The following is a 25882-nucleotide window of genomic DNA, read 5'->3' as shown; positions in this document are numbered from 1 at the left end:
CTAGCCGCAGAACCTGAGCACGGTGGTGAAGCCCTCCGCGCCGTCGGAGAATCCGGTGCCGACCAGCGTCGTCGAGGGTTCCTTGCGCCCGAATCCGGCGGAGTACCAGCCCAGCGGCGGGTCGGTCTCGCCGCGATGCGCACGCCAGGACAGCTGCTCGGGCAGGTCCAGTACTGCGGAGCGGTCCTCGCCGTCCCGGGTCCAGGTGAGCCGGGCCCGGTTCCCCGCCAGGTCCGCGGTGATCGCCGGGCCGAGGTGGAACGCCAACCGGGAGTTCCGGCGCGGGCCGCGTACCTCGTCGATCACCTTCAGCTCGCGGGTAGCGGCGATCAGTTCGACCCGGCGCCGGTGCACGGAGTCCTGGTATCCGTCGTGCTCGGCACACCAGCGGGCCGTGCCTGTCTCGGAGGCGTCGGACGGGTCCGCGGCCAGGACGCGGCTGCGGGCGTGCCGGGTCCACAGGAACGGGCCGCCGGACAGGGACTGGTCATCGCCGTCCAACTGCAGGGTGTTGTGGCCGAGGGTCGACCGGAAGTACTGCCGCCACTCGGGTTGCCCGTGGTAGCAGTACGTGCCCGGGTCGGCGAGCACGTCGACCCCGTCGTGCCGGACCTCCAGGGACAGTGCGTCCGCGTGGGCGTGCGCGGCGATGGACAGGAAGCCGTGCGGACCACCGTCGCAACGGCACCAGATCTCCTGCGGACCGCGCAGGATGGTGAGCCCGGCGTCGGCGAAGTGGGCCGGCCGCTCCGCGGGGCGGGGCACGGACAGTTCAGTGCGTTTGATGAGCGCGGCCAGCAGCGGGGTGCGCACATCGGTGCCGGTCACCGCCGGCCACCAGGCGAGCCGGCCGAACACGGCGTCCCCGGTGGCCAGCAGCGAGGCCCAGCGGTCGGTGCCCGCACCGTCCACGACCAGACCGTGCCCGTCGTCCGCGTCACCCTGGCGCGGTGGCCGTAGCCGGTTGTCCACGACGGCCGCGAGCGCGTCGGTCATCCGCAGCAGCACCAGCCGGACGGACGCGGGGACCGGCACGTCGGCCGCATCCGCCTCGGCCACCGCGGCCAGGCCGAGCTCCAGCACCAGCCCGTGGTACTCGGTGGCCAGCTCGCGGTTGAGGCCGGAGACGAAGGTGTTGCCGCGCAGGTGCCGCTCCAGCGACCGCAGCGCGCCGGCCCGCCAACGCGCCGAGGAGGGGAACCATCCGAACGCACAGGCCGCGGCGAACTGCCCGGCGGCCTCGGCGATGACGTGGTTGTTCGCCGAGGAACCCCGGCTGGGGAAGGCGGCCAGCCAGCGCTGGTGGTGCCAGATCTGGTTCCGTGCCACCGGGTTGTCCTCGAACAGAGCGGCCGCGCCGGGCCAGCCGTCGAGCAGCCGGCGGATCCACACCCAGGACAGCAGCCGGATGCCCAGCTCGATGCCGCTGATCCAGTGCACTCCGCGCAGCGGCGGGTTGGCCGCCCACCACGACCGCAGGTGCTCGGCCACGCGCTCCGCGTACCGCTCGTCACCGGTGGTCGCGTAGGCGGCCGCGAGCACGGTGAGGTACTGATGCCGGGAAGGCTCCCAGATCTGCTTGATGTCCCCGACCACGTCCTCGTTGCGGTACGGCACGTCGAAGGCGTACCCCCACGGAGCCCGGCGCCCGGTCTTCGGGTCGCACCACCAGTCCGGGTCGACCAGGTCGTCGCGGACCACCCCGAAGAACTCGACGTGCCCGTACATCAGCCGGTCCGCCTCGGCGACGAGACGTTTCGCGGCGTCCGGAGGTAGGGCGGCAGTCGTCCCGGCGGGCAGGACCGCGGTGAACCGGGCGTCGGTCACGATCGGGCAGTCCGGCCGCGCCGACCGCCACCGGCGCCTGCGCACCACGTCGCCGACCCTGCCGCCGACCTCCCGCGGTCCCATCCGGGACAGCCGCCGCAGGTACCAGCCTGGGCTCCCCGAGCTCACCGTCATCGCGTCCTCGCCAACGTCACCGGCGCACCGGCGGCCAGGCCGGCCTGCACGGCGAGGGTGGCCGCCGTGGTGGCGACCAGCGACTCCAGCGGCACCGGCATCGGCCCGTCGGTCCGCACGGCCTTGACGAACGCGGCCAGTTCGGCGTTCTGCCCCTTGTCGCGGGCCTTGGGCAGCCGTGAACTGACCCACCGCTTGCGGCCGTACACCGAAGCGCGGACGAAGTCGTCGAGCCGCAGCACCTTGCCGTCCGCGACCAGGTCCAGCGTCTCCTTGGGGAAGGTGGGCGCGCCGGTGGTGACGTAGCTGATGGTGGCGGTGGACCCGTCCGGGTAACCCAGCACGACCTGCAGGTCCTCGTTGCCGGACGGGGCGACCGCGTACACGGATACCGGGTCGGCCGCGAGCAGCCAGCTCGCCGTGTCGATGAAGTGTCCGCCCTCACCGGCGAACCTGGAGCCCTCGGTGCCCTGTTGGAGGTACCAGCTGCCGTGCTGGAGCTGTCCCGCGTTGACCAGGTAGCGGAGGCTCGCCGGACCGCTCCGGGCGCCGAACCGCTGCCGTGCCTCTTGCAGCAGCGGCGCGAACCGGCGGTTGAAGCCCACCTGCAGCCGGTCGTTGCCGGACTCCTCCACCGCCGCGAGCACACCGGCCAGCTCGTCCTCGGTGAGGGCCAGGGGCTTCTCCACGAACACGGACTTGCCCGCGAGGAGCGCCCTTCGGGTCAGTTCGGCGTGCGAGCTGTGCCGGGTGACCACGAACACCGCGTCGATGGACTTGTCGCCGAGGACGGCGTCGAGATCGGTGGTCGCCTCGGCGAAGCCGAACTTCCGCTGCGCGTTGGCCGCGGACAGCGCCGTCGTGGTGACGACGGTCGACAACTCGACGCCGTCGCGCTGTGACAGGTGCGGCAGCAGCATCGATGTCGCGTAGTTGCCCGCGCCGACGAACGCGAGGCGCACCGGCGCCCGGGCGGCCCGGGTCGGCGAGGACGCCCTGCCGACGGGTCGCTGCACCGCGGGCACGGCCACCGCCGGGGCCGCCGCCCCGGCGGTGTGCTCGGCGGGGCCGGGGTACCGGAACAGCACGGTCACGGCCTTGAGGTCGCCGTCCTTGAGGCGCTGGTACGTCTCGACCGCGTCGTCGAAGTCGGCGACGTGGGAGACCAGGGGCTCCACATCGACGCGGCCGCGGGCGAGGAGGTCGAGGAAGCACGCCAGATTGCGGCGCTCGGTCCAGCGCACGTAGCCGATCGGATAGTCCCGCCCCTCCAGCTCGTACGCCGGGTCGTAGCGCCCGGGGCCGTAGCTGCGGGAGAACCGGACGTCGAGCTCCTTCTCGTAGTACGCGTTCCACGGCAGGTCCAGGCGGCACTTGCCGATGTCGACGACCCGGCCGCGGTCCCGGCTCAGTTGGGCGGCCAGCTCGACGGGCTGGTTGCTGCCGCCGCCGGCGGCCAGGTACACCTGGTCAACGCCGTGACCGCCGGTGAGCTCGGCGACGGCACTCACCACGGCCGCGGACGCCGGATCGCCGCAGGCCGCCGCGCCCAGGCGCTCGGCGAGCTCGCAGCGCGCCGGGTCGGGGTCGACCCCGACGACGTGCACACCCGAGGCGGTGAGGAGCTGCACCACCAACTGCCCGATCAGCCCGAGTCCGATGACCAGGGCCACTTCACCGAGCTGCGACTCACCCTGGCGGACGCCCTGCAGCGCGATCGACCCGACGGTGCCGAAAGCCGCATGCCGGGGCGCGAGGCCGTCCGGCACCGGTGCGTAGAGGTTCTTAGGCACCCAGTTCAGCTCGGCGTGCAACGCGTGCTCGTTGCCGGCGCAGGCCACGAGGTCGCCGACCTTCACATCGTCGATCCCGGCGCCGACCTGCTCGACCACCCCGCACAACGAGTAGCCCAGTGGGGTGTAGGAGTCGAGCTTGCCCATCACCTTGCGGTAGGTGGCGGGCACCCCGTTGGTGGCCACGCTCTGCATGACCTTGGCCACCTGGTCAGGCCGGGAGCGGGCCTTGCCCACCATCGACATGCCTGCCTCGGACACCTTCATGAGCTCGGTCCCGGTGGATATCAGCGAGTAGGCGCTGCGGACCAGCACACCGCCCGGCTTGCACCCCGGCACCGGAACGTCGAGCACCGCCAGCTCGCCGCTCTTGTAGTTCTGTACTACCTGCTTCACCCGAACTCCTCTGATTCCTAAGCCGTCAACCGAGTGCTCTGGCCGGACCCAGAGGTCGCGCCGCGATACCAGTACTCGAGGGTCAGTACGTGCCACAGATGTTTGGAGAAGTCGCGCTGCCCGGCGGCGTCCTCGGCGACCATCCGCGCCAGCGCGTCGCGGCGCAGCAACCCGGAGTTGACGAGCACACCGTCGTGCACCACCTCACGCACCAGCGGCGCCAGGTCCCGGCTCATCCAGGCGCGCAGCGGGGCGCTGAACAGGCCCTTGGGCCGGTACACGATCTCCCGGGGCAGGACCGAGCCGGCCGCCTCCTTGAGGACGGCCTTGCCCTGCCGTCCGACGATCTTGCGGTCGCCGGGCACGGCGAACGCCGCCCTGACCACCTCGACGTCCACGTACGGCACCCGCACCTCGGTCGACGCGGCCATGCTCGACCGGTCCGTGTAGGCGAGGTTCAGGCCCGGCAGGAACATCCGGGCGTCGCCCAGACACATCCGGTTGACGAAGTCGTCGAGGTCGTTGTCCTGGTAGATGTCCGCATGCTCGGTCACCACGTCCTCGACCGTCCCGGCGAGGTCCGGATCGACCAGGGCGAGCAGCTCGTCCTGGTCGTACATGGTGTAGCTGCGCCGGAAGGCGGTCTCCTCCGGCAGTTCGGCGAAGGAGAGGAACCGTTTGGCGAAGCGCACCGACCGGTACCCCCGGCGGGCCGTGGCGACCGGCAGCCGGTCCACGACCGCGGACACGCCTCGCCGCAGGGGCCGCGGGACGCGCTGGTAGCGCAGCGCGAGCACGTTGGCCAGGTGCTTGCGGTACCCGGCGAACAGCTCGTCGGCACCCATCCCCGACAGCATCACCTTGACCCCGGCCTCCCGGGCGGCCTGGCAGATCAGGAAGGTGTTGATCGCGGCGGGGTCGCCGATCGGCTCGTCCAGGTGGTACGTCATCTGCGGCAGCAGGTCGAGCACGTTCGGCGCGATCTCGATCTCGTGCAGGTCGACGCCGAACTGCTCGGCCACCTGCCGCGCGTAGCGCAGGTCGTCCGGCATCGCCTCGAACTTCGCGTCCTCGGCGCGGAACCCGATCGTGTACGCGGAGATCCCGGGCCGGTCGCGGGCCGCCAGCGCGGTCAGGTAACTGGAGTCGAGGCCGCCGGAGAGGAAGGTCGCCACGGGGACGTCGGAGAGCAGGTGACGCCGGGTCGACTCCTCGACGACGGCGGCGACATCCGGCTGCTCGCCGGCCCGGGCGCGGTCCCGGCCCTCGGTGGCCACGTCCCGCAGGTTCCAGTACCGCCCGCGCTCCACCCGTCCGTCGGGCCGGCATCTCAGCCAGCTTCCCGGCGGCAGCTTCTCCGCTTCACGGAACGCGCACCGTGAGTCGGGCACCCAGTAGTACAGCAGCGAGGCCACCAGCGCCGCATGGTCCACCTCCAGCGACCCACCGGTGACAGCGGCGAGCGCCTTGAGCTCGGAGGCGAACACCAGACCCTCGCCGCGCCGGAGCAGGAACAGCGGCTTGATGCCCAACTGGTCGCGGGCGAGCACCAGTTCACCGGTCCGCTCGTCGAAGATCCCGAACGCGAACATGCCGCGCAGCCGGGGCAGGCAGTCCGTTCCCCAGCGCCGCCAGGCCTCCAGCAGCACCTCGGTGTCGGAGGTACCGCGAAAGCGCACACCGCCGGCTGCCAGCTCGGCACGCAACTCGGGCGCGTTGTAGAGCTCGCCGTTGTACGTGAGGACGAGGCCGCCCGAGACCATGGGCTGGGCGCCGGTCTCGGACAGGTCGATGATGGCCAGCCGTCGGTGCCCGAGCTGCACTTCGCCGTCACCGACGGAGTGGCCGTACCTGCCCGAGCCGTCCGGACCGCGGTGGGCGAGGGTGTCGGTGAGCCGGTCGGTCACGGCCTTCCCGTCCGGCCATCGGTACGTGCCTGCGATGCCACACATGTCCTACCGCTCCTCCTGGTCGCTGTCCGGGACCCGTGCGGTCCACATCGGCAGCCGCTCCGACGGCCGCCGGCCCGTGCCGTTCTGCAGGGCCGTCCGCTCGCTCCGGCCGCGCAGCGCGGTGTGCAGCCCGTCCCACAAGGTGCCGTCGGTCCGGTCACGCGGATCGGGGTCGATCAGCACCACACCGACCACCGGGATGTGCTGGTCCGCGAGTTGCCGCGCCACGGTGTGCAGCCATGCGGTGCTGCCGTGCCCGGCCCGTACGACGAGCACGGTCCGGGTGCCCAGGTACTGGAGGTCGGTCCACGCGGTGCCGGGCGCCACCGAGCCGACGCCGAGCCGGCGCTCCTGGTGAGACACGGCCGCGGCCTGCTCGCCGCTGACCACGCTGGGGTCTCCCGGCTTCGGGCGGCGGTCTGCGAGCTGCGGGCCGGGCAGACCATCGATGATCACCACTGAACCCTCCGCAGCCAGAGCCCCGGCGAGGTCCAGGGCGATCACGCTCGTCCTGCGCGCGCAGCCCAGTTCGAGGAGCGACAGCGGTTCCGTGGAGCCACGCACGAGGCGGGCGAGGTGCGCGGTCAGCCGCTCGCGCACCGCCCGGGTCCGTCGGCGCTGCCACAGCCTGCCCGACCTGCGGGGCAGCTCCGTGATCACCGAGGCACCCAGGTTCGCCGCGATGTCCCGGCGCAGTACGGGCCGGTCCGCCACCACGGCACCGACGGCGGCCAGCGCAAGGCCGAGGACGAGCCCGAGGACGAGCCCGATGGCGCCGTTGGTGGCGGCGGTCTTGGGCAGGGAGTGCCGCACCGGGCGCGCAGCGTCGACGATCTGCGTGCCGGCGATGACCTTGGGCGTGCCGGTGCGTGCCTCCGCGGCGCGCTGGTCGAAGTCGATGATCCGCGAGTTGAGTTCCGCCCGGCGGGCGAAGAGCGTCTCGATGCTCGCCGACGCCTTCGGGTCGCTCTCCGCGTCCGGCGACTGGTCTCCGATCTCCTTGTTGACCTCGGCGAGTTCGCTCCGCATGCGGTCACGCTGGTCGAGCAGGGCCTTGGCCTCGGCCTCCGCGATTTCCCGCATGCGCCGCACATGGTCCGCGACGAACGCGTCGGCCAGCGCCTCGGCTCGGGCCACCGCTTGTTCGTCGCTGTCACCTGTCACATCGATCTGCAGCAGGTTGTTGGTCAGGCCGGTGCCCCGGTAGTCCTGCATGAAGTCCTCAGGGTCTTCCGAGGACTTGAGGATCTGCAGTGCCTTGTCGGCGATCCGCGTGGTTCCCAGCACCGCGATGTCGGTGCGGATCAGCGTCCCGGTGTCGTTCGGCTGGTCCTCCGCATGCGCGACCAGCACCTTGGTCATCGCGCTCGGCGGCGGCGGCAGCAGGACCGCCACCGCCACGCCGAGCAGCATTCCCAGGAGGGCCAGCGAGCACCAGAGGCGACGGCGACGGCGCACCGCCACCACCAGCCCTTGCAGGTCGAAGAGCGGAGCGGCCGGTGACGACTCGGGAGTCGCGTTCGAAGTCACGCTGAACCTCCCGTCGCGGGGCCGGTAGCCGCGAGTGCCGGCGTGGCGTGGTCCGCAGGACGGTCGGCGGACCGCGTGGGACGGGCCCGGACCGGACCGGCGACGACGACACCGACGACCTCGTGGCCGGCGTCCGCACACGCACCGGCGATGCCGGCGATCTCCTCCGCGGTCCAGCGGCCCGCACTGAGGACGACCAGGGCACCGGACTCGGCGCCGCGGTCCGGCACCGTCGGCCGGTCCACCGAAACCTCCACCACGCGCAGCTCCGGATCGCTCCGGGTCTCGGCGACGAGGTGTCCGGCGGCCCGGCGGGCGGTCTCGTCGTCGTCCGGTACGACGACCAGCAGTCGCCGGGGGGCCGGCAACTGGTCCCGGAGGCGGGCACACACCCGCCGGTAGCGGATCTGTCTGTCGGCGTCGTCGCCGGACCTCCGCGGGGCCGGTACGTCCCACCGGGTGTCGATGCCGAGGAGCCGGCGGATCCGGGCCCGCGGGCCACGGTCCTCGGGTCGGAGCGCGGACGGCTCATCAGGTACGTCGACGGTGCCGAGGAGTTCCGACCCCAGGGCCGCGGCGATCTCCGGTTCGGTGCGCAGCCGGCGATTCATCCGTGCGGCGGTGAGATGGCCGACGACCGCGAGCAGGAAGAACAGCAGCGCTCCGCCGACGATGAGCTGCGTCCTCGTCGGCGGAGCCTCGCCGGTGGGCCGGGCGGCCGGCCCCATGACGACCAAGCCGGCCTTGTCGGCCGCGGGGTCGGCCTGTTCGAGCTTCGTCATGGCCTCCTCCAGCGAGGTACGAAGCTTCTCGAGCGAGGTGCGTGCCTGGACGCTCTCCACGGTCCGCCCGGGGTCGGCCGCGTCGGCCAGGTCGGTGATGCGCCGGTTGGTCTCCTCGACCTTCTCCCGCAGCGCCTCGGGCCCCTCGACGGCTTCCACATCGGTGCCGCCGCCTGCGATCCGCGCGGCGAACTTGACGAACTGCTGGGCGACCTGGTCGGAGAGCTGCTGCGCGCGCTCCGGGGTGTCGGCCGTACCCGAGATCTTGATGATGTTCCCGTCGGCGGCCTTGGCGGTCACTCGATCCCGCAGGTCGCCGCCGCTGAGGCCCTGCCAGCCGAGTTGGGCGGCCGTGCGGTCGGCCACCGACGAACTGGCCGCGATGTCCACCTGGGTCAGCAACTCGCGCTCTTCCCACTGTCCTGGCAGCAGTACGGATGCCGAGGCCGTGTACCGCGGCGGAAACAGCAGCACCGAGGTGCCCCAGCCGACGAGCGCGCCCACCACGGCGAGGACGGTGAGAAGCCGCCGGCGCCGGCGGAGGATCCGCCCGATGGTGACCAGGCGGATGGTGTCTTCGTTCAACGCCGCGGCCTCTTCCCTGTGCGTATCGTCCTGCCCGCCGACACCGGAGCGTGGTCACCGCAGGCAGCGGTGTAGGCGGCGAGCAGCGACGCCTGCGAGTTCCGCCAGGACAGCTGCCCGCTGATCCGTTCCTGGCCGATCTTGCCCATGCGGGCGCGTTTCTCCGGGTCGTCCAGCAGCAGCGCGATGAGCTTGGCGAACTGTGCCTCGTCGTTGGCGGGTGCGTAGACGGCGGCGTCACCGGCGGAGACCCGTGCTTCCTTCAGGTCGAACGAGACGATCGGCCGGCCCATCGCCATGTACTCCAGGACCTTGTTCATGGTCGACACGTCGTTGAGCGGATTGCGCGGGTCGGGGGAGAGGCACACGTCCGCGGTGGACAGGTACCGCACCAGATCGGCGTCCGGGATGCGCCCGGTGAACTGCACCTGCTCCGCGAGTCCGAGCCGCCGGGACAGCTCCACCATCGCGTCGAAGGCGTCGCCGGCGCCGACGAACACCGCGTGCCAGTCGGTCCGCCCGTACTCGTCGCGCAGCTTCGCGAGGGCCCGCAGGGCGTAGTCGACGCCGTCCTGAGGCCCCATGACGCCGAGGTAGCACAGCAGATGAGGCTTGCCGCGCTTCAACTCCGGTTCGGGCGGCACCGGTTGGAACCGGTCGACCTGGGGCGCGCTGCGCACCACGAAGACGTCCTCCGGCCGCCGGCCGCCGCGGCGCAGCGCGACGTCCCGGTAGCTCTCGTTCGTGGCGAGCACGACGTCCGCGGCCCGGTAGGTCCGCCGTTCCAGCGCGCACACGGCGCGGTAGAGCAGGTCCTCGCCGCGGTCGAACCGGGAGAGGTACAGCTCGGGCACCAGGTCGTGCTGGTCGAAGACGAATCGCGCGCCGCGCCGCTTGAGCCACAGTGCCGGAAGGAACAGCAGGTCGGGCGGGTTGCAGGCATGGACCACGTCGACCGGACCGACCTTCCGGGCCAGCCGGAGGGTATGCCACAACGCCGTTCCGTACTCCCGCAGGTAGCCGGCCGGCCCTCCGGTGGCCGCGCGCAACGGGTAGCGGTGGATCCGCACCCCGTCGATCTCCGCCTCCGACTCCGTGTCCCGTTTTTCCCCGCGGGGGCAGATGACGTGCACCTCCCAGCCCGCGTCGCGCAGTGTCGTGCACTCCTGCCACACCCGCCGGTCGAACGGCACCGACAGGTTCTCCACCAGGATCAGCGCGCGCCGGGTGTGCCGGTCGCCGCTGACCGTGTCATCGAACGATGTGTCACCAAGCAAGGCCCACGTACCCCGGTTCGGTCCGGCGCGCGTCGGCGTCGGGAAGGTGGATGAGGTCGACGATCACTGGTTCGTCGCCGTGGGGCAGCGCCGCGAGGACGGCGGGATCCCTGGTCCCGACCAGGCACACCTCGGCGTGTTCGAGCACCTCGTCGACGGAGTCCGCCATCAGCTGCGCGAGGTGCGGCAGCCGGGTCTCGATGTACTCGCGGTTCGCGCCGATCAGCCGGGAGAGGCTCACGTTGGCGTCGTGGATCCGCAGGTCGTACCCCTTGCCGAAGAGCCTCTCCGCCAGTTCGACGAGCGGGCTCTCGCGGAGGTCGTCGGTGCCGGGTTTGAAGGACAGCCCGAACAGGCCGACCCGCCGCTTGCCGGTGCGCTCGACCAGCTCCACCGCGCGCTGCAGATGGTCGGAGTTGGAGGGCAGCACGTGGGAGAGGATGGGCACCGAGACGTCGGCCCGCTGCGCCGCGTGGACCAGGCTGCGCAGGTCCTTGGGCAGGCAGGAGCCACCGAAGGCGAAGCCGGGCCGCAGGTATGCGGGGCTGATGTTCAGCTTGCGGTCGGCCAGGAACACGTCCATCACCTGGTGCGAGTCCACCCCGAGCGCCTGGTACACCGCGCCCAGCTCGTTCGCGAAGCCGATCTTGAGGCCGTGGAACGCGTTGTCCGCGTACTTGATCGCCTCGGCCGTCGGAACCGGCACCCGGAACACCTCGCCGGGCAATCCGTCGTACAGCGCGGCCACCGCGTCGCCGCTCGCCGTGTCGAGTTCGCCGATGACGGTCTTGGGCGGGTCGAAGAAGTCCCGCACGCTCGTGCCCTCGCGAAGGAACTCCGGATTGACCGCGACCCCGACGTCCACCCCGGCCGTGCCGCCGACGTACTTCTCCAGGATCGGTACCAGCAGGTTCAGGCAGGTGCCCGGGAGCATGGTGGAGCGGAACACGACGGTGTGCCGCCCGCCCCGCTCGGCCAGGGCGGCGCCGATCTCCTCGGTGACCCGCTCCAAGTACGTGGTGCACAGGCTGCCGTTGGCCTCCGACGGCGTGCCCACGCAGACCAGCGACACCTCGCTGCTGATGATCGCTTCGCGGACGTCGTCGGTGGCGCGCAACGCTCCGGTCCCCACGACCTCGGCGATGAGCTCGCCGATGCGTTCCTCGACCACCGGGGCCTTGCCGTCGTTGACCAGGTCGACCTTCACCGGGTTCACGTCCACCCCGACGACCTCGTGGCCCATGCTGGCCAGGCACGCGGCCGACACGCAGCCCACATAACCGAGCCCGAAAACGCTGACTCTCATGACCCGTTTCTCCCCCCAGGCAGGCCTTCGCGGCCTGCGGTCCGCGCGGCGGACGGATGACGACCTCCGCGCATCAGTAGGCGCCCTGTCCGTAGAGAACCGCCCGCAGCGTCTTCCACAAGATCACTGTGTCCAGGGCGAGCGACCAGTCCTCCACGTACCGCAGGTCCAGCCGGACCGCCTCCTCCCACGACAGGTCGCTGCGTCCGCTGATCTGCCACAGGCCGGTGAGCCCGGGCTTGACCAGCAGCCGCCGCCGGATGTCCGGGCCGTACGCGGCGGACTCCTCCGGAAGCGGCGGCCGCGGGCCGACGAGCGACATCGATCCGGTGAGTACGTTGAAAAGCTGCGGGAGTTCGTCGATCGAGTACCGGCGCAGGACCGCTCCCACCCGGGTGACCCGCGGATCCCGGCGGAGCTTGAACAGCAGTCCGGCGCCCTCGTTGAGGTCGGCCAGTTCGGCACGTGCCCTGTCGGCCCCGGCGACCATGGTGCGGAACTTGAGCATGGTGAACTCGCGGCCGTTCTTGCCGATCCTGCGCTGGCGGTAGAACGCCCCGCCCCGGCTGTCCGTCAGGACAAGCAGCCCGACGAACACCATCAGCGGTGCGAACAGCGTCAGCAGGATCGTTGCGCCGATCCGGTCGACGACCCCTTTGACCACCCGGCGGCCGCCGGTGAAGGTCGGCATGCTGACCCGCAGCAGCGGGATTCCGAGCACCGCGTCGACGTGCAGCCGAGGTCCGGCAACCTCCATCAGTACGGGGGCCACGATCATCTCGGCATCGCTGCCTTCGAGGTTCCAGGCCAGCCGCTGCAGCCGGTCCGGTGTCCAGTACGGGTCCGGTGTGACAGCGACGACACGGTAGCCGTCGTGCTCGACGTGTTTGGCGACGTCCGTCAGACGGCCGACGACCGGCACTCCGTCCAGTTGGTCCCCCTCAAGCAGGAGCCCGTCCGTCGTGCACACTCCGTCCACCCGCCAGCCGAGGTGCGGGAACTTGCGGGTTCGGCTGATGAGGTCGCGCACGGTGTCCGGGCTGCCGGCAGCCAGCACCGGTCGCAGACACTGGCCCTCCTTCCGCTGTTTGTGCAGGGAGAGGCGCAGCACATACCGCGCGGTCATGGTGACGAGCGCGATCGCCGGGATCGCGACGAAGATCCAGAGCTTGATGTTGCGCGAGGTCAGGGCGATCCCGCCGAGCGCCAGCACGACGGTCGCCGTGAAGAGTGAGCGTCCGAGCCGGCGGAACTCCTCGGCGCCCTGGCCGAGCACGGCCGGAGCCCATGACCGGCTCACCGCGAGCGACCCCAGCACCAGCAGTTCGGTGCCGAAGGCGAGGATTCCCCACTTCTCGTGCCAGTTGGCCGCGTCCCGGGCTCCGAAGAAGTTGCCGATCGCCGCCACCACCAGGGCGGTTGCCACGGTGTCGCTGATGATCACGGTGCGGCGGTAGCGCTGCTCCCAGTCGATCGCGGGTGGGCTGATTGCCCCGTTCGCCAGACGCCCGCCAGTCGGCGGAAACGTGCTGACTCTGCCCCCTTGCCCCACAGAACCCCCCAGGTCCCCAGTGGTTCGACGTGTTCGCCTCACACTGTTGCTCCCCCCGGGAGGCCCCCGCCTCCCCGCACTGCTTCTCCCCTCGGGAGGCCCCCGCCTCCGCGCGTGACATTCCTGCTGTTTCAGAGGTGCGTGCACAACTCGCCGTGGCAGCAACAGGCTTGCCTGCCCTGCCGACCTCTCGAGGCGCGCGGAAAACCGTCGAATTCTCGGGTGCTCCCCACACCCAAGACCCCCCTCAGGCTTTAAGAACTGATCACCGCGACGACTGGCGTCGGGGACGCGAACTGCTGGCTTTGCGTAGCGCAGGATCTATTGATCATTACTGGTCGCCTAGTGCCCGAACAGCTGAAGCACGGTCAATCTAGACCATCAGGGCCCGTATGGAGAGAGGATGTGTGCAATTTGTGTTCAAGGTTGAGTCAGGACTCACCGACCGGTTTCTGCTGCGGGTTCCGGGTCGCCGCGCTGCTCCAGGAGCCGGCCGGGTTCCGCGGCTGCGGCCTCCGGGCGGAGGTGGATGGGCGGGCTCCAACAGGCCGTCCCCGGCGCCCTGTTCGGCTACGGTTTCCAGCTGTTCGTGCACTACGGCGTGCCACTGCGGGCGCCGGAGGCAGGCGCGGTGAGCGACCCGGACGGCGAGTCGCACGTACGAGATCGTGTGACGTCCGGCTGCACGTCCGGGAGTAGGTGTGACCGCATCAGGGCCGGGCCCGGGACAATCCTGATCGAATTTGCGCCGCTTGTTTGCTGCCCGGCACGGGCAGATCCTGGCTGGAAGGCTCAAAGAAAGGCCTGAACTGCGCGTCAACACCGCAGGAGTCGGTTCCGGTCAGTTCCACGCCCTTTCCGGGGACCTCGTACGTGGAATGCGTGATCATTCTCGAACCCGCCGCGAAAGGCCAGTGACCTGCATCTTCTCTGGCGTACCCGGGCATTGCCGATGGTGCCGAACTGCTCCCCTGGTGCATGACGTGAAACGTTCCAGGACGTGGGGATGCGGTACACCTGCAACTTCGGGGTGTAGTGCGCGGGATGACGCATGTTTGACCCGGAGGGGAGGGACGCGAGAGGCGTCTTCCCGGCCGTGATGCGCATCGGGCAGCTCATCGACCCCCGTCTGCCGGCGTCGCCTGGGCGTACTCGGCGGCTCTCGTGGAGATCGCGGGGGGGGGCCTTGCCCGGTTCGCCGGCGGCGGCGCCGCCGTCAGGGCAGCCGCTACGCGCCGTCGCCGATGTGCAGCCGCGCCTCGGTCGCGCCACGGGCGGAGGCCACCTGCGCGGCCTCCGCTTCCAGCGCTCTGCGGACCGAGGCCGCGAGCGGGCCGAAGGGTGTGACGGTCACGTCGAGCTTGCGGCCGGCGGACTTGGCACGCCAGATGCCGGAGATCTCCGAGCCGACGAGCAGGGCCCCGGGGCCTCCGATGGCGCGCCAGACCTGCTTCTCACGGGCCTTGTCGGGCACCATCAGCGTCCGGTCGCGCGCCTGGAGGAACGGATCGCCCGGTGGCAGCAGCCGTACCAGTTCGCCGCGCCGCGCGGAGACCAAAGAATCCAGGTCGCGACCCGGCAGCCACGCCGTTCTGCCGTCCACCGAGACCTCGACGAGGTCCTGTGGCCATACCTTCTTGACCACGGGTGGCTTGGTTCCCAGGTACTTCGCGACTTCGGCGGGCGTCGCCGGACCGAGGAAGCGCAGATAGGCCTCCACGAGAGCCTCCGTCCCGGTGGCCGACTCCGGTACGGGGAAACGGCGCAGCAGTGGTGAGACGACCGTCCGGCCGCCTTCCGCGCCAATCCGTACCGATCCGAACAGCCCCGCCTGCTGGAACAACAATCCGGAGATGTGCCGGGCGCCGCACGGCTCGCACCAGAAGGTCAGTGAAGGAGGAACGGCCGCGCTGACCGCCGTGCTGACGTCTCCCTTGGCCATCGGCGCGGTCACCACATCACGGAACGCGCGGGCCGCGGCTTCGAAGGCTCCGAGGCCGAGCTTGGCGCCCTCCTTGATCACGGTGGTGTTGATCCGCGCCGTGGCATCCGCGTCGTCCACCGGCCACAGAGCGGTGGCCAGCCGCGGCAGGTCGGCGATCCGGTGCAGATGCGGCCCTCCGCGGAACGACCACACGAGCTCCAGCCCGTCGGCCGTGGCACCCCTCGCGGCCAGTGCCGTACGCGCGGAACCTCTCGGCGTGTCCTGTACGCCGAGGGCCAGCATCGCGGGCGCGGTGAGAGAACGGTCGAAGCCGTGGGCCGCCACCCGGTGGGCCAGCACCTGCTCCCGTGACACTTCGACGCGATGTGTGCCGGTCACCTACTGCCTCCCTCATGCGCGTTGGGCGAACCGTACAGGCCCCGGCCGGCTCGGCGACGGAGTTGGCGGAGGGGGTTCCGGAGCGGCTGCTGAACCGGCCTGGATGGCGCGGGCGGCCGCGCCGGACTCGTACGTGGCGACGTGGAAGACATGGGCGACGGCAGCCCGTGGTACTGGCAAAAGTCGCCCACCCGGACGGCTGGTGACTGCCCATCAGGCCTTCGGGGGCGGAGGTGAGGAAGGCAGCGGTGAGCGCGAGCAGCGGAGGGGGGCGCCGTCGGGGCCGTCGGTGAGCCAGGAGCCGTCGCCCAAGGGCACCAGTTCGTACGGGGTGGTCACTTCGACGGCGATCTCGCCACCGAGCGTGCCCGTGCGGACGTCGATCAGGTGGTGGCGGAACCATTCCTCCTCGTCATGACCCTCACCGCCGAGGGCGACGACGGCCGTGTCCGGGGTCAGGTAACCGCCGCTCCATTCCACGAAGGTTTCGTCAGGGTCGTACCCGAATGCTTCGACGGGCAAAGTGAACAGGACGTCTCCGCTGGGATGGCGGTGGAAGGCGACGTCCGCCTGCCCGTGGTCGACGGTCATGAACTGCTGCCCGTCCGGCGCCAGGTCGATCAGGCAGCGGTCCCGCCACGGGTAGGTCACGAATTCCGGCCTGCCGCCGTGCCCGGCCGCACTCCTGAGAATGACGGAACCGTCCTGGCCCTCGCCGACGTCGAGGTAGACGCTGCCGTCAACCGGGTGCACGTGGTGGCCGGCGCCGTGCCCGGCCGTCTCGAGCTCCTGGCAGGCGAGGACCGCTCCACTGCCGAGATCGTGCGCCACCCACTGGTCCGCGTTTCGACGGCCCGCCATCGCGTCAGGCCGGTAGATCCACGCGGTTCGACCGTCCAGGGAAAGCGCACAGCCGGGCCGGTGGCCATGGAGCCGGCCGGAGTGCGGCTCGAAGGCCGATGCCCACGCCAGGTCACCGGTGCGGGTGAGGCAGACGACGCGGTCCAGCGTCGTATATACGACGCGCTCCAGGTCGGGCCGGACCGCCGACTCCACGACGTCGTCGCCCGGTCGCGGCTGGAACACCGCGACGGGCTCCAGCGGGCCGAGAGTGCCGGGGTGTGTCACGTACGCGTGGATCGACCCGTCCCGGTGACGCGTGATCACTCTCGGCGGAGGCACAGAAGTCATGCGCCGAGGCTAACGACCGGCTCAGATGGCCGACAGCCGGGATCGGTGCAGCCACTGCATCTCAGGGGAGCGGCGGACCTGCCTCGAGTTCAGCGCAGGTCGCAGCGATCAAGTGCAGCACGCATGTGGTTGAGCCCTGCCACCCTCCAGTGGTCCCGGTCGGGCATCTGGTCGGCTTGGCGCCAACGCCAGGCCGAGAACAATGCCCAGTTCAGAGCGCGGCACCGGTGAAGCATGACGGGGTCGGCCCCCTTGTACTGGTTCCCTACTTCTTCGGGCGCATGGGCGAGGTCGAACTCGATCGGGCCGCGGCAGCAGGTGGCGAGGTCGACAAAGAGCGGGCCTTTACGGGTGTTGAGGAGGTTGCCCGGATGCGGCTCGCCGTGCAACAGCTGGTCGCGGGCATTTTCGCTGCTGATCGCGGCGCTCAGTCCACTGAGTGTTTCGCTCAGGAGTTCCCGGTCGGACGCGGGCAACTCGGGGGACCGCTCCCGGTCCTTCACCACGCCGAGTGCCACAGCGACGCGATCGGTGAAGTGCGGAGCATCCAGGTCGACATGGCGCAGGGCGGCATGGTGTCGCAGGAACACATCTGCGTAGTCGGCCGGCGCGATCTCTGATTCCGCTGGTTCGTAGTAGGTCCAGAGCGAGACGGCGAAGGCGTCACGCGAGAACACCCGCGGTTCCACCCGAGGGTCGAGTTCGGCCACCGGAGCGTCAACGTCGGTGAGACGGCGGGCAACCTCTACTTCGAACTCGGAATCAGCCAAGTGCTCCACTGGTGCGACCCGAGCCAAAACGCCGCAAGGTTCCAGGCGTAGCGCGACACGATCCGAGTTGTGGATGACGACCACATCATCGACCTGAAGGCCCAGCTCGGAAGCGGTCGCCCGACCGGCCTCGACTGCGCGACGGAGTTCCGGCGGCTCCATACGTCCTCCCCTCATTCTTGAGTACACATACGCGTCCGAGGACGGCTGCGACGCCCTCGAAGCCTTCGAGAGCGTCGTGTGGCGTCCACATCCGGACGGGGCGACCAGCATCGCAAAGAAGGACTGCACAGGCCCTGGAATTCTCCGGCGCCCTCTGTCGGCCGGGTCGGTCGCCGTGGCCGATGACGGCAGCATCTTGTCCCGCGTCGGGAACGACGTGGGCAGCGCCGCCCTGCCTGGCGTGGGCGGCGAACTGCCTTTGCCCTGGGTAGAGTTCACGCCGTGTGCCCCACACTGGGGGATGCCGTGACGGAGGAGTTCCCGATGTTGAGTGCCAAGATCCGCCGGTCTGCAGCCTGGGGTGGAGTGGTGGCCACCCTGACCGGAGCCTGGGTACTGGGAGGCGCGGGAACGGCGAACGCGGCCGGCTTCCACACGGCGAACGTCCAAGTGAACGTCCGCACAGGTCCGTCGACGTCCCACCGGATCATCCAGGTGCTCCCGGCGCGCTCCGTGGTCAACATCGTGTGTCAGACGGAGGGCGAGCGGGTGACCGGGACGTACGGGACCTCGGCGATCTGGGACAAGCTCAGCAACAACGGATTCGTGTCCGACACGAACGTCAACACAGGCAGCGACGGCTACATCCCGGGCTCGCCGAGATGCTCCGGCTCGCCTTCCTGACCAGCGACAGCCGCGGTGAGCAGACGCGCGCACCGCACATCGAGCGGAGAGGAAGACCTCGGCACCGAGGTCCGCGAGCCGGATCGCCAGGGTTCGCCCGAAGTCGCGGCCGGCGGCTGTGACGACGACGCGGTGGTTGTCGAGTCTCATGGTGTCGCTCCTGGTTCGTGCATCGGTTGTCGCGCTGTGCTGCGGCTCTGTCCGCCCGCCTGCTCCGCTCCGGGTGGGCGGTCGGGCACCGGTACGACCCACTCCTCGCCATACCCAACGCCGATCATCGACCCACCCCCTTCGCGGAGCCGACAGATCACCCGCAGCGGGTGACACAGCGGCGGACGACGCGCGCGAGGCTGAAGCGGCAGGGCCCCGATCGCCGTCGGAGACGTCCCGCCCGTTTCCGTGAGGAGCACGCCATGACCGCACCCCGTGACCCGACACAGCCGTACGACGGACCGCGACCGGCCGCCGGCGAGGCCGCCACCGGCCTTGCAAGCGGCCCCGCGGACGTACTGACACGTCTGGGCCGCTCATGGACCTGGATCCTGGTCTCGGCACTGGTGACACTGGTGCCCGGCGTTCTGATTCTGGTGTGGCCGGACGGGACCCTGCACGTCGTTGCGGTCCTCATCGGCCTGTATCTGCTGACCACCGGGGCGTTCCGGTTCGTGTCCGTCTTCGCGCACAAGGAGCACGGTGAACGGCTCCCGGGACTGTTCGCAGCTGTGCTCTTCGTTCTGGCCGGGGTGCTGTGCCTGCGAAACCCCCTGCAGACCATCGCCGCGCTCTCACTGATCGTCGGCGCCGTCTGGCTCGTGTCAGGCCTGCTGACCCTCTACACCGCCATCACCGCCAAGGACCTGCCGCACCGCGGTGTCGTCCTGACCGTCGCGATTCTCGGCGTTGTCGCGGGGATCGTGGTGCTTGCCCTGCCTTCGGAGTCCGCACGGGCACTGACCCGCTTGCTCGGCCTGTGGCTCGTTCTGCTCGGGCTCGCCGAGACAGCTCTCGCACTCGCCTGGCGGGCAGCGCTCAAAAAGGCGGCCGAAGACCCGGCGTCACGTCTCGGCACCTGACAGGCCGCACCACCCCACACCCGCGGCGGGAACCTCCTCCGCCCCGAGGGGACGGCCGCCCCTCCGGGCAGCCGTCCCCATCACCCCCTCCGGGTGAGGCGCACGGTGCCGCCCGTGCGCACGCTGAGGACGGCACGCGCCACCAGTCGGGCCGATGCCCGCGACGGAGGAGAAGGACATGAGCGCACCCGTGAACCTGGCGTACGACTACCCGATGCTGAGCATCTTCTGGAGCATGCTCCTGTTCTTCCTGTGGATCCTGTGGATCATGCTGCTCTTCCGCGTGGTCACCGACATCTTCCGTGACGACGCGATGAACGGATGGGCGAAGGCAGGCTGGCTGGCACTGACCCTCTTCCTGCCCTACCTGGGCGTACTGGTCTACGTCATCGCCCGGGGCAAGAACATGGGCCGCCGGGAGATCGCAAAGGCCCGGGAGCAGCAGGACGCGTTCCATGCCTATGTGAGGGAGGCCGCCGGAGACGGCCGCCGCAGCAGCGTCGACGAGCTCGCCAAGCTGTCCGAGATCCGAGCCGTCGGCGACATCACGGACGAGGAGTTCCGCAGGGCCAAGGAGCTGGTCCTGAGCGGCCGGGCCCCGACCGGGAACGCAGGCGCCACCAGTACGGCAGCCATGAACGGCGACCGCTGAACGCGTGCCGTACGACACGGAACGAGGGTCGATCATGACCGCCACACACGTACGGCAGGCGGACTCGACGAAACAGCTCCGGTCGGCGGGTCGCACCAGGGCGGGGGCGAGAAGAGAGATGACGATCCCGCCGAGCGGCGGCGGCGTCGGGCGGGCCGGCCCCGGCGACCTGGCGCCCGCCGCCGCGGGAGCGTAGCGGGCTCTCGCGCACACCGGAGCGGTACGTGACCTCGGGATGCTGCTGTCGGTGGCCGCACCGCCGGCAGTGCCCCTGCCGTCCGCCCACGTGGCACGACTCGCACGCAGCCGCCCCGCCCCGGCGCCGGGCCACACCACGGCGGACACGTGTGGCGCCCCGCACCACAAGGAGAAGCCATGAACAGTTACCCTCCGATCGCCGACCATGGGATCGTCGGTGACCTGCAGACCGCGGCACTGATCGCCGCCGACGGCACGGTCGACTGGTGGTGCGCCCCGCGATTCGACTCGCCCAGCATGTTCGCCTCCCTCCTGGACAGCGAGCGAGGCGGTCACTGCCGTCTGACGGTCGACGTCGGCGAGAACGTCACCGTCCGCCAGCTCTACATGCCCGACACCGCCGTCCTGGTGACCCGCTACATGGCGCCCGACGGTGTCGGGGAAGTCGTCGACTTCATGGAGCCGGACCCCTCCACGACCCCGTCCGCCCGGCACCGCCTGGTCCGGGTCGCCCGCGTGGTGCGCGGCAGCCTGCCGTTCGAACTCGAATGCCGGCCGCGCTTCGACTACGGCCGCGCCGAGCACTCTCTCGACCGGCTCGACGACGGATCCGTCGTCTTCTGCGGCCCCGACACCGACCTGCACCTGCAGGCCACCGCCCCCGTCGCTCTCGACGCGGGCGGCAAGGACGTCAGCGCGCACTTCACCCTCCGCGCCGGTGAACAGGCCGCGATCGTCCTCACCAGCCACAGCGCGGACGCCGCCGCTCGTGGTCGCGACCCCGGCGTCCCCCGTCCCGACGTCGACACGGTCACCGCATCCTTCGACGCCTGTCGCGCCTTCTGGCTGAACTGGCTGCGCTCATGCCGCTACCGCGGCCGCTGGCACGACATGGTCATCCGCTCCGCGATCACCCTCAAACTCCTCACCTACGCCCCCACCGGCGCACCGATCGCCGCCGCCACCATGGGCCTGCCCGAACAGATCGGCGGCGAACGCAACTGGGACTACCGCTACACCTGGATCCGCGACGCCTCCCTGTCCGTCCGAGCGCTGATCGACCTCGGCTTCACCGCCGAGGCCCAGGCATTCCGTCGCTGGCTGCGCGATCGCCTCGACGCCGGGGCCACAGCCTCCGGGGAACCACTGCAGATCATGTACCGCATCGACGGCGAACCCCACCTGACGGAGGAGATCCTCGACCACCTCGAGGGATACCGGAACTCCGCACCCGTCCGGGCGGGGAACGCGGCGGCCGACCAGATCCAGCTCGACATCTACGGTGAGGCCGCCTACGCCATCGCCCAGGCGAAGGACATCGGTGGCATACGCGGCTGGAAGGCCCTCGCGAAGCTCCTTGACTGGCTCAGCGACCACTGGGACCGTCCCGACGAGGGAATCTGGGAGACCCGCGGCGGCGGCCACGACTTCACCTACAGCCGTCTCATGACCTGGGTGGCCTTCGACCGGGGCGTCAAGCTCGCCACCGCCCACGCCCGCCCGGCCGATCTCGGCCGCTGGTCCGCGGCGCGCGACGCCGTCTTCGACCAGATCGTCGACCGCGGCTGGAGCGACAAGCGCCGCGCCTTCGTCCAGCACTACGACTCCGACGTGCTCGACGCCTCTCTGCTGCTCATGCCCCGCGTGGGATTCCTCGCCCCGGACGACCCGGACTGGCTCACCACGCTCGACGCCATGGACGAGGAACTCGTCAGCGACAGCCTGGTCTACCGCTACGACCCGGAAGCCTCGCCCGACGGGCTGAAGGGCTCCGAGGGCACCTTCAACCTCTGCAGCTTCCTCTATGTCCAGGCCCTCGCCCGGGCCGGCCGCATAGACCGGGCGCGCTACGCCTTCGACAAGATGCTCACCTACGCCAACCACGTCGGTCTCTTCGCCGAGGAGATCGGGCCCTCCGGCGAGCAGCTCGGCAATTTCCCCCAGGCATTCACTCATCTGGCCCTCATCGACGCGGCCATCGCCCTCGACGAGGAACTCGACCGGGCAGAACCACGGGCCTGCTGATCCTTCCGGTACCTCCGGCAGGACACGAGCAAGGGGAAACCTGGGAGGCGGCATGAGCGAACGGACACCCGAGCCCGGCCCCCGCACCCCTTCGCGCGCCGGCCTGAAGGTTCTGGCCCCGCTCGCCCTCGCGCAGTTCATCTGCAGCTTCGCCGGGTCGAACATGAACGTGATGATCAACGACATCAGTGAGGACCTCGACACGACCGTCCAGGGCGTCCAGATCGTCATCACGATCTTCCTGCTCGTCATGGCCGCGCTGATGATTCCCGGTGGCAAGCTGACCGACATCCTCGGCCGCAAACGCTGCTTCCTCATCGGCCTCACCGTGTACGGGACCGGTGCCGTGCTCAGCGCGGTGTCGCCCGGGCTCGGAGTGCTGATCCTCGGCAACTCCGTCCTCCAGGGCATCGGCACCGCCCTGCTGATTCCGCCGGTCTACATCCTCACCACCCTGCTCTTCACCAGCCTCGACTCGCGCGCCCGCGCCTTCGGCACTGTCATGGCCGCCGGGGGCGTCGGCGCGCCAGCGGGCCCGCTCATCGGCGGTCTCGTCACCGCGGCGATCAGCTGGCGTGCTGCCTTCGTCCTCCAGGCCCTGGTGGTCGCACTGATCATCATCCTGAGCCGCTCGCTCGACGACCCGCTCCCGCCCGACGCGAAGCGGCATTTCGACGTCCGCGGAGCCGTGCTCTCCGCCGCGGGTCTTGTACTGATCGTCGCCGGCATCCTCGCCGCCGACGACAACCTGTGGTTGATGGCTGCTCTGCTGGCGGCCGGAACCCTCGTCCTGGCGGCGTTTCTGCGCTGGGTGCGCGCTGAGGAGAGGGCTGGACGAGAGCCGCTGCTGTCGACGGGCCTGCTCCGCAACCGCACGTCCAACCTCGGCCTGATCACCCAGAACGTCCAGTGGCTGCTGCTGATGGGCACGTCGTTCACTGTCGCGGCGTTCCTGCAGACCGTCCGGGGCTACGACGCCGTCGAAACCGGCGTGATCTTCACAGCGGCCACCCTGGGCCTGCTCGTTACGTCTCTGGCGGCCGCGCGCCTGGCCGCGCGGTGGTCCCAGCGCTCGCTGATCATGGCCGGATTCGTACTGGCCGTCACCGGGATCGGCGTCCTCATCGCCCTTGTCTCCAGCTCCGCCGGACCGTGGGCCTTCGCCCCCGGCCTCCTGCTGATCGGACTCGGTCTCGGCGTGATGCTGACCCCCTCGGTCAATGTCGTCCAGTCCGCGTTCCCCGAAGCGCGCCAGGGCGAGATCTCCGGGCTCTCCCGCGGCGTCTCCAACCTCGGCTCCTCCTTCGGCACCGCGATAGCCGGCACCATCCTCGTCGCCGGTCTGTCGCAGGGCGCCTACGCCGCCGCGATGGGCTTCCTGGCTGCCATCGGACTCGGTGGCCTGGTGGCCGCGGCCCGTCTGCCCTCCACGCTTCCCCCGCCCGCAGCACCCGCCGGTCCTGCCCCGACCCGGCGCCGGGGCAACACCGAGGAGCGTGCGAAGGGAGACGCCGACCGACGCCCGGGCCCGCCGAGACCGTCGTCGCCGTAGAGCGGGACGTCAGGATGCTGGACTTCCCGCATGACGTGACAATGATCCACACCTGCTGTGTGTGCTTGATCGGAGAACCCCATGACGGACCTCAAGTTCGAGCAGAAGCGTTCGCTGTCGCGCACGGAGGCGGCGGACCAGCTCACCGCGCTCGCGGACGCCCTGCGCAAGGGCGGGGACGTCGACCTGGAATTCGGGCACGGGACACTGAGCCTGAAGATCCCCGACGATCTCCGCAGCGAGATCGAGATCGAGGTCGACGACGGAGAGATCGAGCTCGAAATCGAGTTCACCTGGCCGAGCAGGGCGGCCCGGAAGGCGCCCGCGCGCTCTGCCGCAGCCGCCTCCACCACCGGTGCGCCGAAGCGCAGGAGCACGCCCGCCAAGCGGGGTCAGACCGGCGCGGGCACTGCCAAGAACAAGCGCGTCAAACGGGCCGCCACGAAAGCGTCCTGACTCGACAGGGGTGCGGGCTGCGCACCTGTACGCAGCTCAGCCGTGACAGCGATCAGGCCATGGCCAGGTCCGGCCGCGCCGCTTCACCGCACCCCACTCCCGAAGCTGCGACCGGTCACCCCACCGGCCGTGCCGCAAGACCGGTCAAGGCCAGGCAGGAAGGTGTGCGATGTCCAAGATCGTGGCCACAGCGATGCGTGCGGCACCTCAGGCAACGCCTGAGGAACGTACAGCCCTGGGCAGGAAGTCGCGGCGCCGGTCACCACGGTCGTCCCACGCCGTCCACCAGCTCTCCTCCCGTCGGCGGGATCCACTGGCCATCCTGGAAGCCCAGTCCGCTACGAGGCTCCCCGAGCTCGTTCCGATCCGGTACGCCCGGATGCTGGAGTCCCCGTTCCGCTTCTACCGGGGCGCCGCCGCGATCATGGCGTCCGATCTCGCCGACAGTCCCTCCTCGGGGCTCACGGTTCAGCTGTGCGGGGATGCCCACATGCTGAACTTCCGTCTGCTCGCCTCGCCGGAACGCCAGTTGGTGTTCGACATCAACGACTTCGACGAGACGCTGCCGGGCCCCTGGGAATGGGACGTCAAGCGGCTCGCGACGAGTCTCGCCATCGCGGGCCGGGCGAACGGCTTCGACGACGCCGAGCGCGCCCGCGTCGTCAGCTCCACGGTCCGTTCGTACCGCGAAGCAATGATCCGCTTCGCAGACATGCGCAACCTCGACGTCTGGTACGCGAAGATCGACGAGAGCCTCCTCGAGACACTGGCCGCCGACCGCCTCCACAAGCGCGGCCGGAAGAACCTGTTTCGCGCCATGGACAAGGCGCGCACCCGCGACAGCCTGCAAGCCTTCGACAAACTCACCCGGACGACCAAGCACGGGCCCCGCATCGCGGCCGACCCGCCCTTGCTCGTCCCGGCGGCCGACCTGTTGCCGGATGTCGCGCGCACCGCACTGGAGCGCCAGTTCCAGAGCCTGCTCGAACGCTATGCTCGTACGCTCGCATCCGATCGGCGCTCGCTTCTGGCGGATTACCGCCTGGTCGACATCGCCCGGAAGGTCGTCGGAGTGGGCAGTGTCGGCACCCGCTGCTGGATCTTCCTCCTCCTCGGCAGGGACAGCGGAGACCCCCTCTTCCTCCAGGCGAAGGAGGCCGGTGCCTCCGTGCTGTCCTCGCACGTCGGCCCGAGCCGGTTCTCCAACCAGGGGCAGCGGGTCGTCGCCGGCCAGCGGCTGATGCAGGCCTCGAGCGACATCTTCCTCGGCTGGGAACGAGTCGACGGGATCGACGGCAAGCGCCGCGACTTCTATCTCCGCCAGCTGCGCGACTGGAAGGGCATCGCCGTGCCCGAGAGGATGCGGCCGAAGGACATGAAGGCATTCGGCCAGCTGTGCGGGGTCACCCTGGCCCGCGCGCACGCACGCTCCGGCGACCGGATCGCGATCGCCGCCTATCTGGGCAGCGGCGCGGTGTTCGACCGAGCCCTCGCCGCGTTCGCCGAGGCCTACGCCGACCAGAACGAGCGCGACCATCAGACTCTCGTCGACGCGGTGCGCTCGGGGCGGCTGCCCGCGCAGGACCTCAACGAAGCCTGACACCGGGAAAGCAGGCGTCGTACGAGGCCCCTCGGCGCCCTGTCCGGTGCGTCGCGGGAAT

General features: G+C 70.3%; 19 protein-coding genes and 1 pseudogene. 8 read left to right on the top strand and 12 right to left on the bottom strand.

Annotation, left to right across the window (positions count from 1 at the left end):
- From O1Q96_RS26810 to O1Q96_RS26760, 11 genes are all read right to left on the bottom strand, one after another.
- Window positions 1–1962: an alginate lyase family protein gene (locus O1Q96_RS26810; protein WP_269250575.1), complete on the bottom strand. Its 1962-nt coding sequence runs from the start codon at window positions 1960–1962 to the stop codon at window positions 1–3.
- On the bottom strand, window positions 1959–4151 hold the full coding sequence (locus O1Q96_RS26805) for a bi-domain-containing oxidoreductase (protein WP_269250574.1): 2193 nt from the start codon (window positions 4149–4151) through the stop codon (window positions 1959–1961). The genes O1Q96_RS26810 and O1Q96_RS26805 overlap by 4 nt, the downstream gene beginning before the upstream one ends.
- Before the next feature lie 17 nt (window positions 4152–4168).
- Entirely contained in the window at window positions 4169–6103 is a 1935-nt protein-coding gene (gene asnB / locus O1Q96_RS26800; protein WP_269250573.1) for an asparagine synthase (glutamine-hydrolyzing), read from the bottom strand.
- A gap of 3 nt (window positions 6104–6106) precedes the next feature.
- Complete coding sequence (locus O1Q96_RS26795) at window positions 6107–7633, bottom strand: Wzz/FepE/Etk N-terminal domain-containing protein (protein ID WP_269250572.1); 1527 nt, start codon at window positions 7631–7633, stop codon at window positions 6107–6109.
- Complete coding sequence (locus O1Q96_RS26790) at window positions 7630–9000, bottom strand: Wzz/FepE/Etk N-terminal domain-containing protein (protein WP_269250571.1); 1371 nt, start codon at window positions 8998–9000, stop codon at window positions 7630–7632. Before O1Q96_RS26790 ends, O1Q96_RS26795 begins: the two co-directional genes overlap by 4 nt.
- Window positions 8997–10277: a glycosyltransferase family 4 protein gene (locus O1Q96_RS26785; protein ID WP_269250570.1), complete on the bottom strand. Its 1281-nt coding sequence runs from the start codon at window positions 10275–10277 to the stop codon at window positions 8997–8999. Before O1Q96_RS26785 ends, O1Q96_RS26790 begins: the two co-directional genes overlap by 4 nt.
- Window positions 10267–11583, bottom strand: a complete 1317-nt coding sequence (locus tag O1Q96_RS26780) for a nucleotide sugar dehydrogenase (RefSeq protein WP_269250569.1) — start codon at window positions 11581–11583, stop codon at window positions 10267–10269. Before O1Q96_RS26780 ends, O1Q96_RS26785 begins: the two co-directional genes overlap by 11 nt.
- Window positions 11584–11656: 73 nt before the next feature.
- The gene (locus tag O1Q96_RS26775) at window positions 11657–13135 is read right to left on the bottom strand and encodes a sugar transferase (protein WP_269250568.1); all 1479 of its coding nucleotides are present in this window, start codon (window positions 13133–13135) and stop codon (window positions 11657–11659) included.
- A gap of 1228 nt (window positions 13136–14363) precedes the next feature.
- Entirely contained in the window at window positions 14364–15458 is a 1095-nt protein-coding gene (locus tag O1Q96_RS26770; RefSeq protein ID WP_269250567.1) for a DNA glycosylase AlkZ-like family protein, read from the bottom strand.
- A gap of 213 nt (window positions 15459–15671) precedes the next feature.
- Window positions 15672–16649 (bottom strand): hypothetical protein, encoded by a 978-nt coding sequence (locus O1Q96_RS26765; RefSeq protein WP_269250566.1) that lies wholly within the window; start codon window positions 16647–16649, stop codon window positions 15672–15674.
- An 89-nt stretch (window positions 16650–16738) separates the two neighbouring features.
- On the bottom strand, window positions 16739–17581 hold the full coding sequence (locus O1Q96_RS26760; RefSeq protein ID WP_269253732.1) for a phosphotransferase: 843 nt from the start codon (window positions 17579–17581) through the stop codon (window positions 16739–16741).
- 324 nt (window positions 17582–17905) lie between these two features.
- Here O1Q96_RS26760 and O1Q96_RS26755 point away from each other — a divergent pair, with 324 nt between their 5' ends.
- Complete coding sequence (locus O1Q96_RS26755) at window positions 17906–18265, top strand: SH3 domain-containing protein (RefSeq protein WP_269250565.1); 360 nt, start codon at window positions 17906–17908, stop codon at window positions 18263–18265.
- Window positions 18266–18304: 39 nt separating this feature from the next.
- Here the strand turns inward: O1Q96_RS26755 and O1Q96_RS26750 are convergent.
- Window positions 18305–18415: pseudogene (locus O1Q96_RS26750) on the bottom strand (SDR family NAD(P)-dependent oxidoreductase); the annotation flags it as partial.
- Window positions 18416–18678: 263 nt separating this feature from the next.
- Here O1Q96_RS26750 and O1Q96_RS26745 point away from each other — a divergent pair.
- The 7 genes from O1Q96_RS26745 (at window position 18679) to O1Q96_RS26715 (ending at window position 25821) form a co-directional block, all read left to right on the top strand.
- Entirely contained in the window at window positions 18679–19338 is a 660-nt protein-coding gene (locus tag O1Q96_RS26745; RefSeq protein ID WP_269250564.1) for an HdeD family acid-resistance protein, read from the top strand.
- A gap of 178 nt (window positions 19339–19516) precedes the next feature.
- Window positions 19517–19990: an SHOCT domain-containing protein gene (locus O1Q96_RS26740; RefSeq protein ID WP_269250563.1), complete on the top strand. Its 474-nt coding sequence runs from the start codon at window positions 19517–19519 to the stop codon at window positions 19988–19990.
- Window positions 19991–20024: 34 nt separating this feature from the next.
- On the top strand, window positions 20025–20186 hold the full coding sequence (locus O1Q96_RS26735; protein WP_269250562.1) for a hypothetical protein: 162 nt from the start codon (window positions 20025–20027) through the stop codon (window positions 20184–20186).
- A gap of 179 nt (window positions 20187–20365) precedes the next feature.
- On the top strand, window positions 20366–22213 hold the full coding sequence (locus O1Q96_RS26730) for a glycoside hydrolase family 15 protein (RefSeq protein ID WP_269250561.1): 1848 nt from the start codon (window positions 20366–20368) through the stop codon (window positions 22211–22213).
- Between the two features lie 52 nt (window positions 22214–22265).
- The gene (locus O1Q96_RS26725; RefSeq protein ID WP_269250560.1) at window positions 22266–23765 is read left to right on the top strand and encodes an MFS transporter; all 1500 of its coding nucleotides are present in this window, start codon (window positions 22266–22268) and stop codon (window positions 23763–23765) included.
- 81 nt (window positions 23766–23846) lie between these two features.
- Entirely contained in the window at window positions 23847–24221 is a 375-nt protein-coding gene (locus O1Q96_RS26720; RefSeq protein WP_269250559.1) for an amphi-Trp domain-containing protein, read from the top strand.
- Window positions 24222–24390: 169 nt separating this feature from the next.
- Entirely contained in the window at window positions 24391–25821 is a 1431-nt protein-coding gene (locus O1Q96_RS26715; protein WP_269250558.1) for a DUF2252 domain-containing protein, read from the top strand.
- Window positions 25822–25882: the final 61 nt, after the last annotated feature.

It is taken from the genome of Streptomyces aurantiacus, from assembly GCF_027107535.1.
GTDB lineage: Bacteria > Actinomycetota > Actinomycetes > Streptomycetales > Streptomycetaceae > Streptomyces.
Note: the sequence above shows the minus strand (reverse complement) of the source record. Positions and strands in the feature narration are given on the sequence as shown.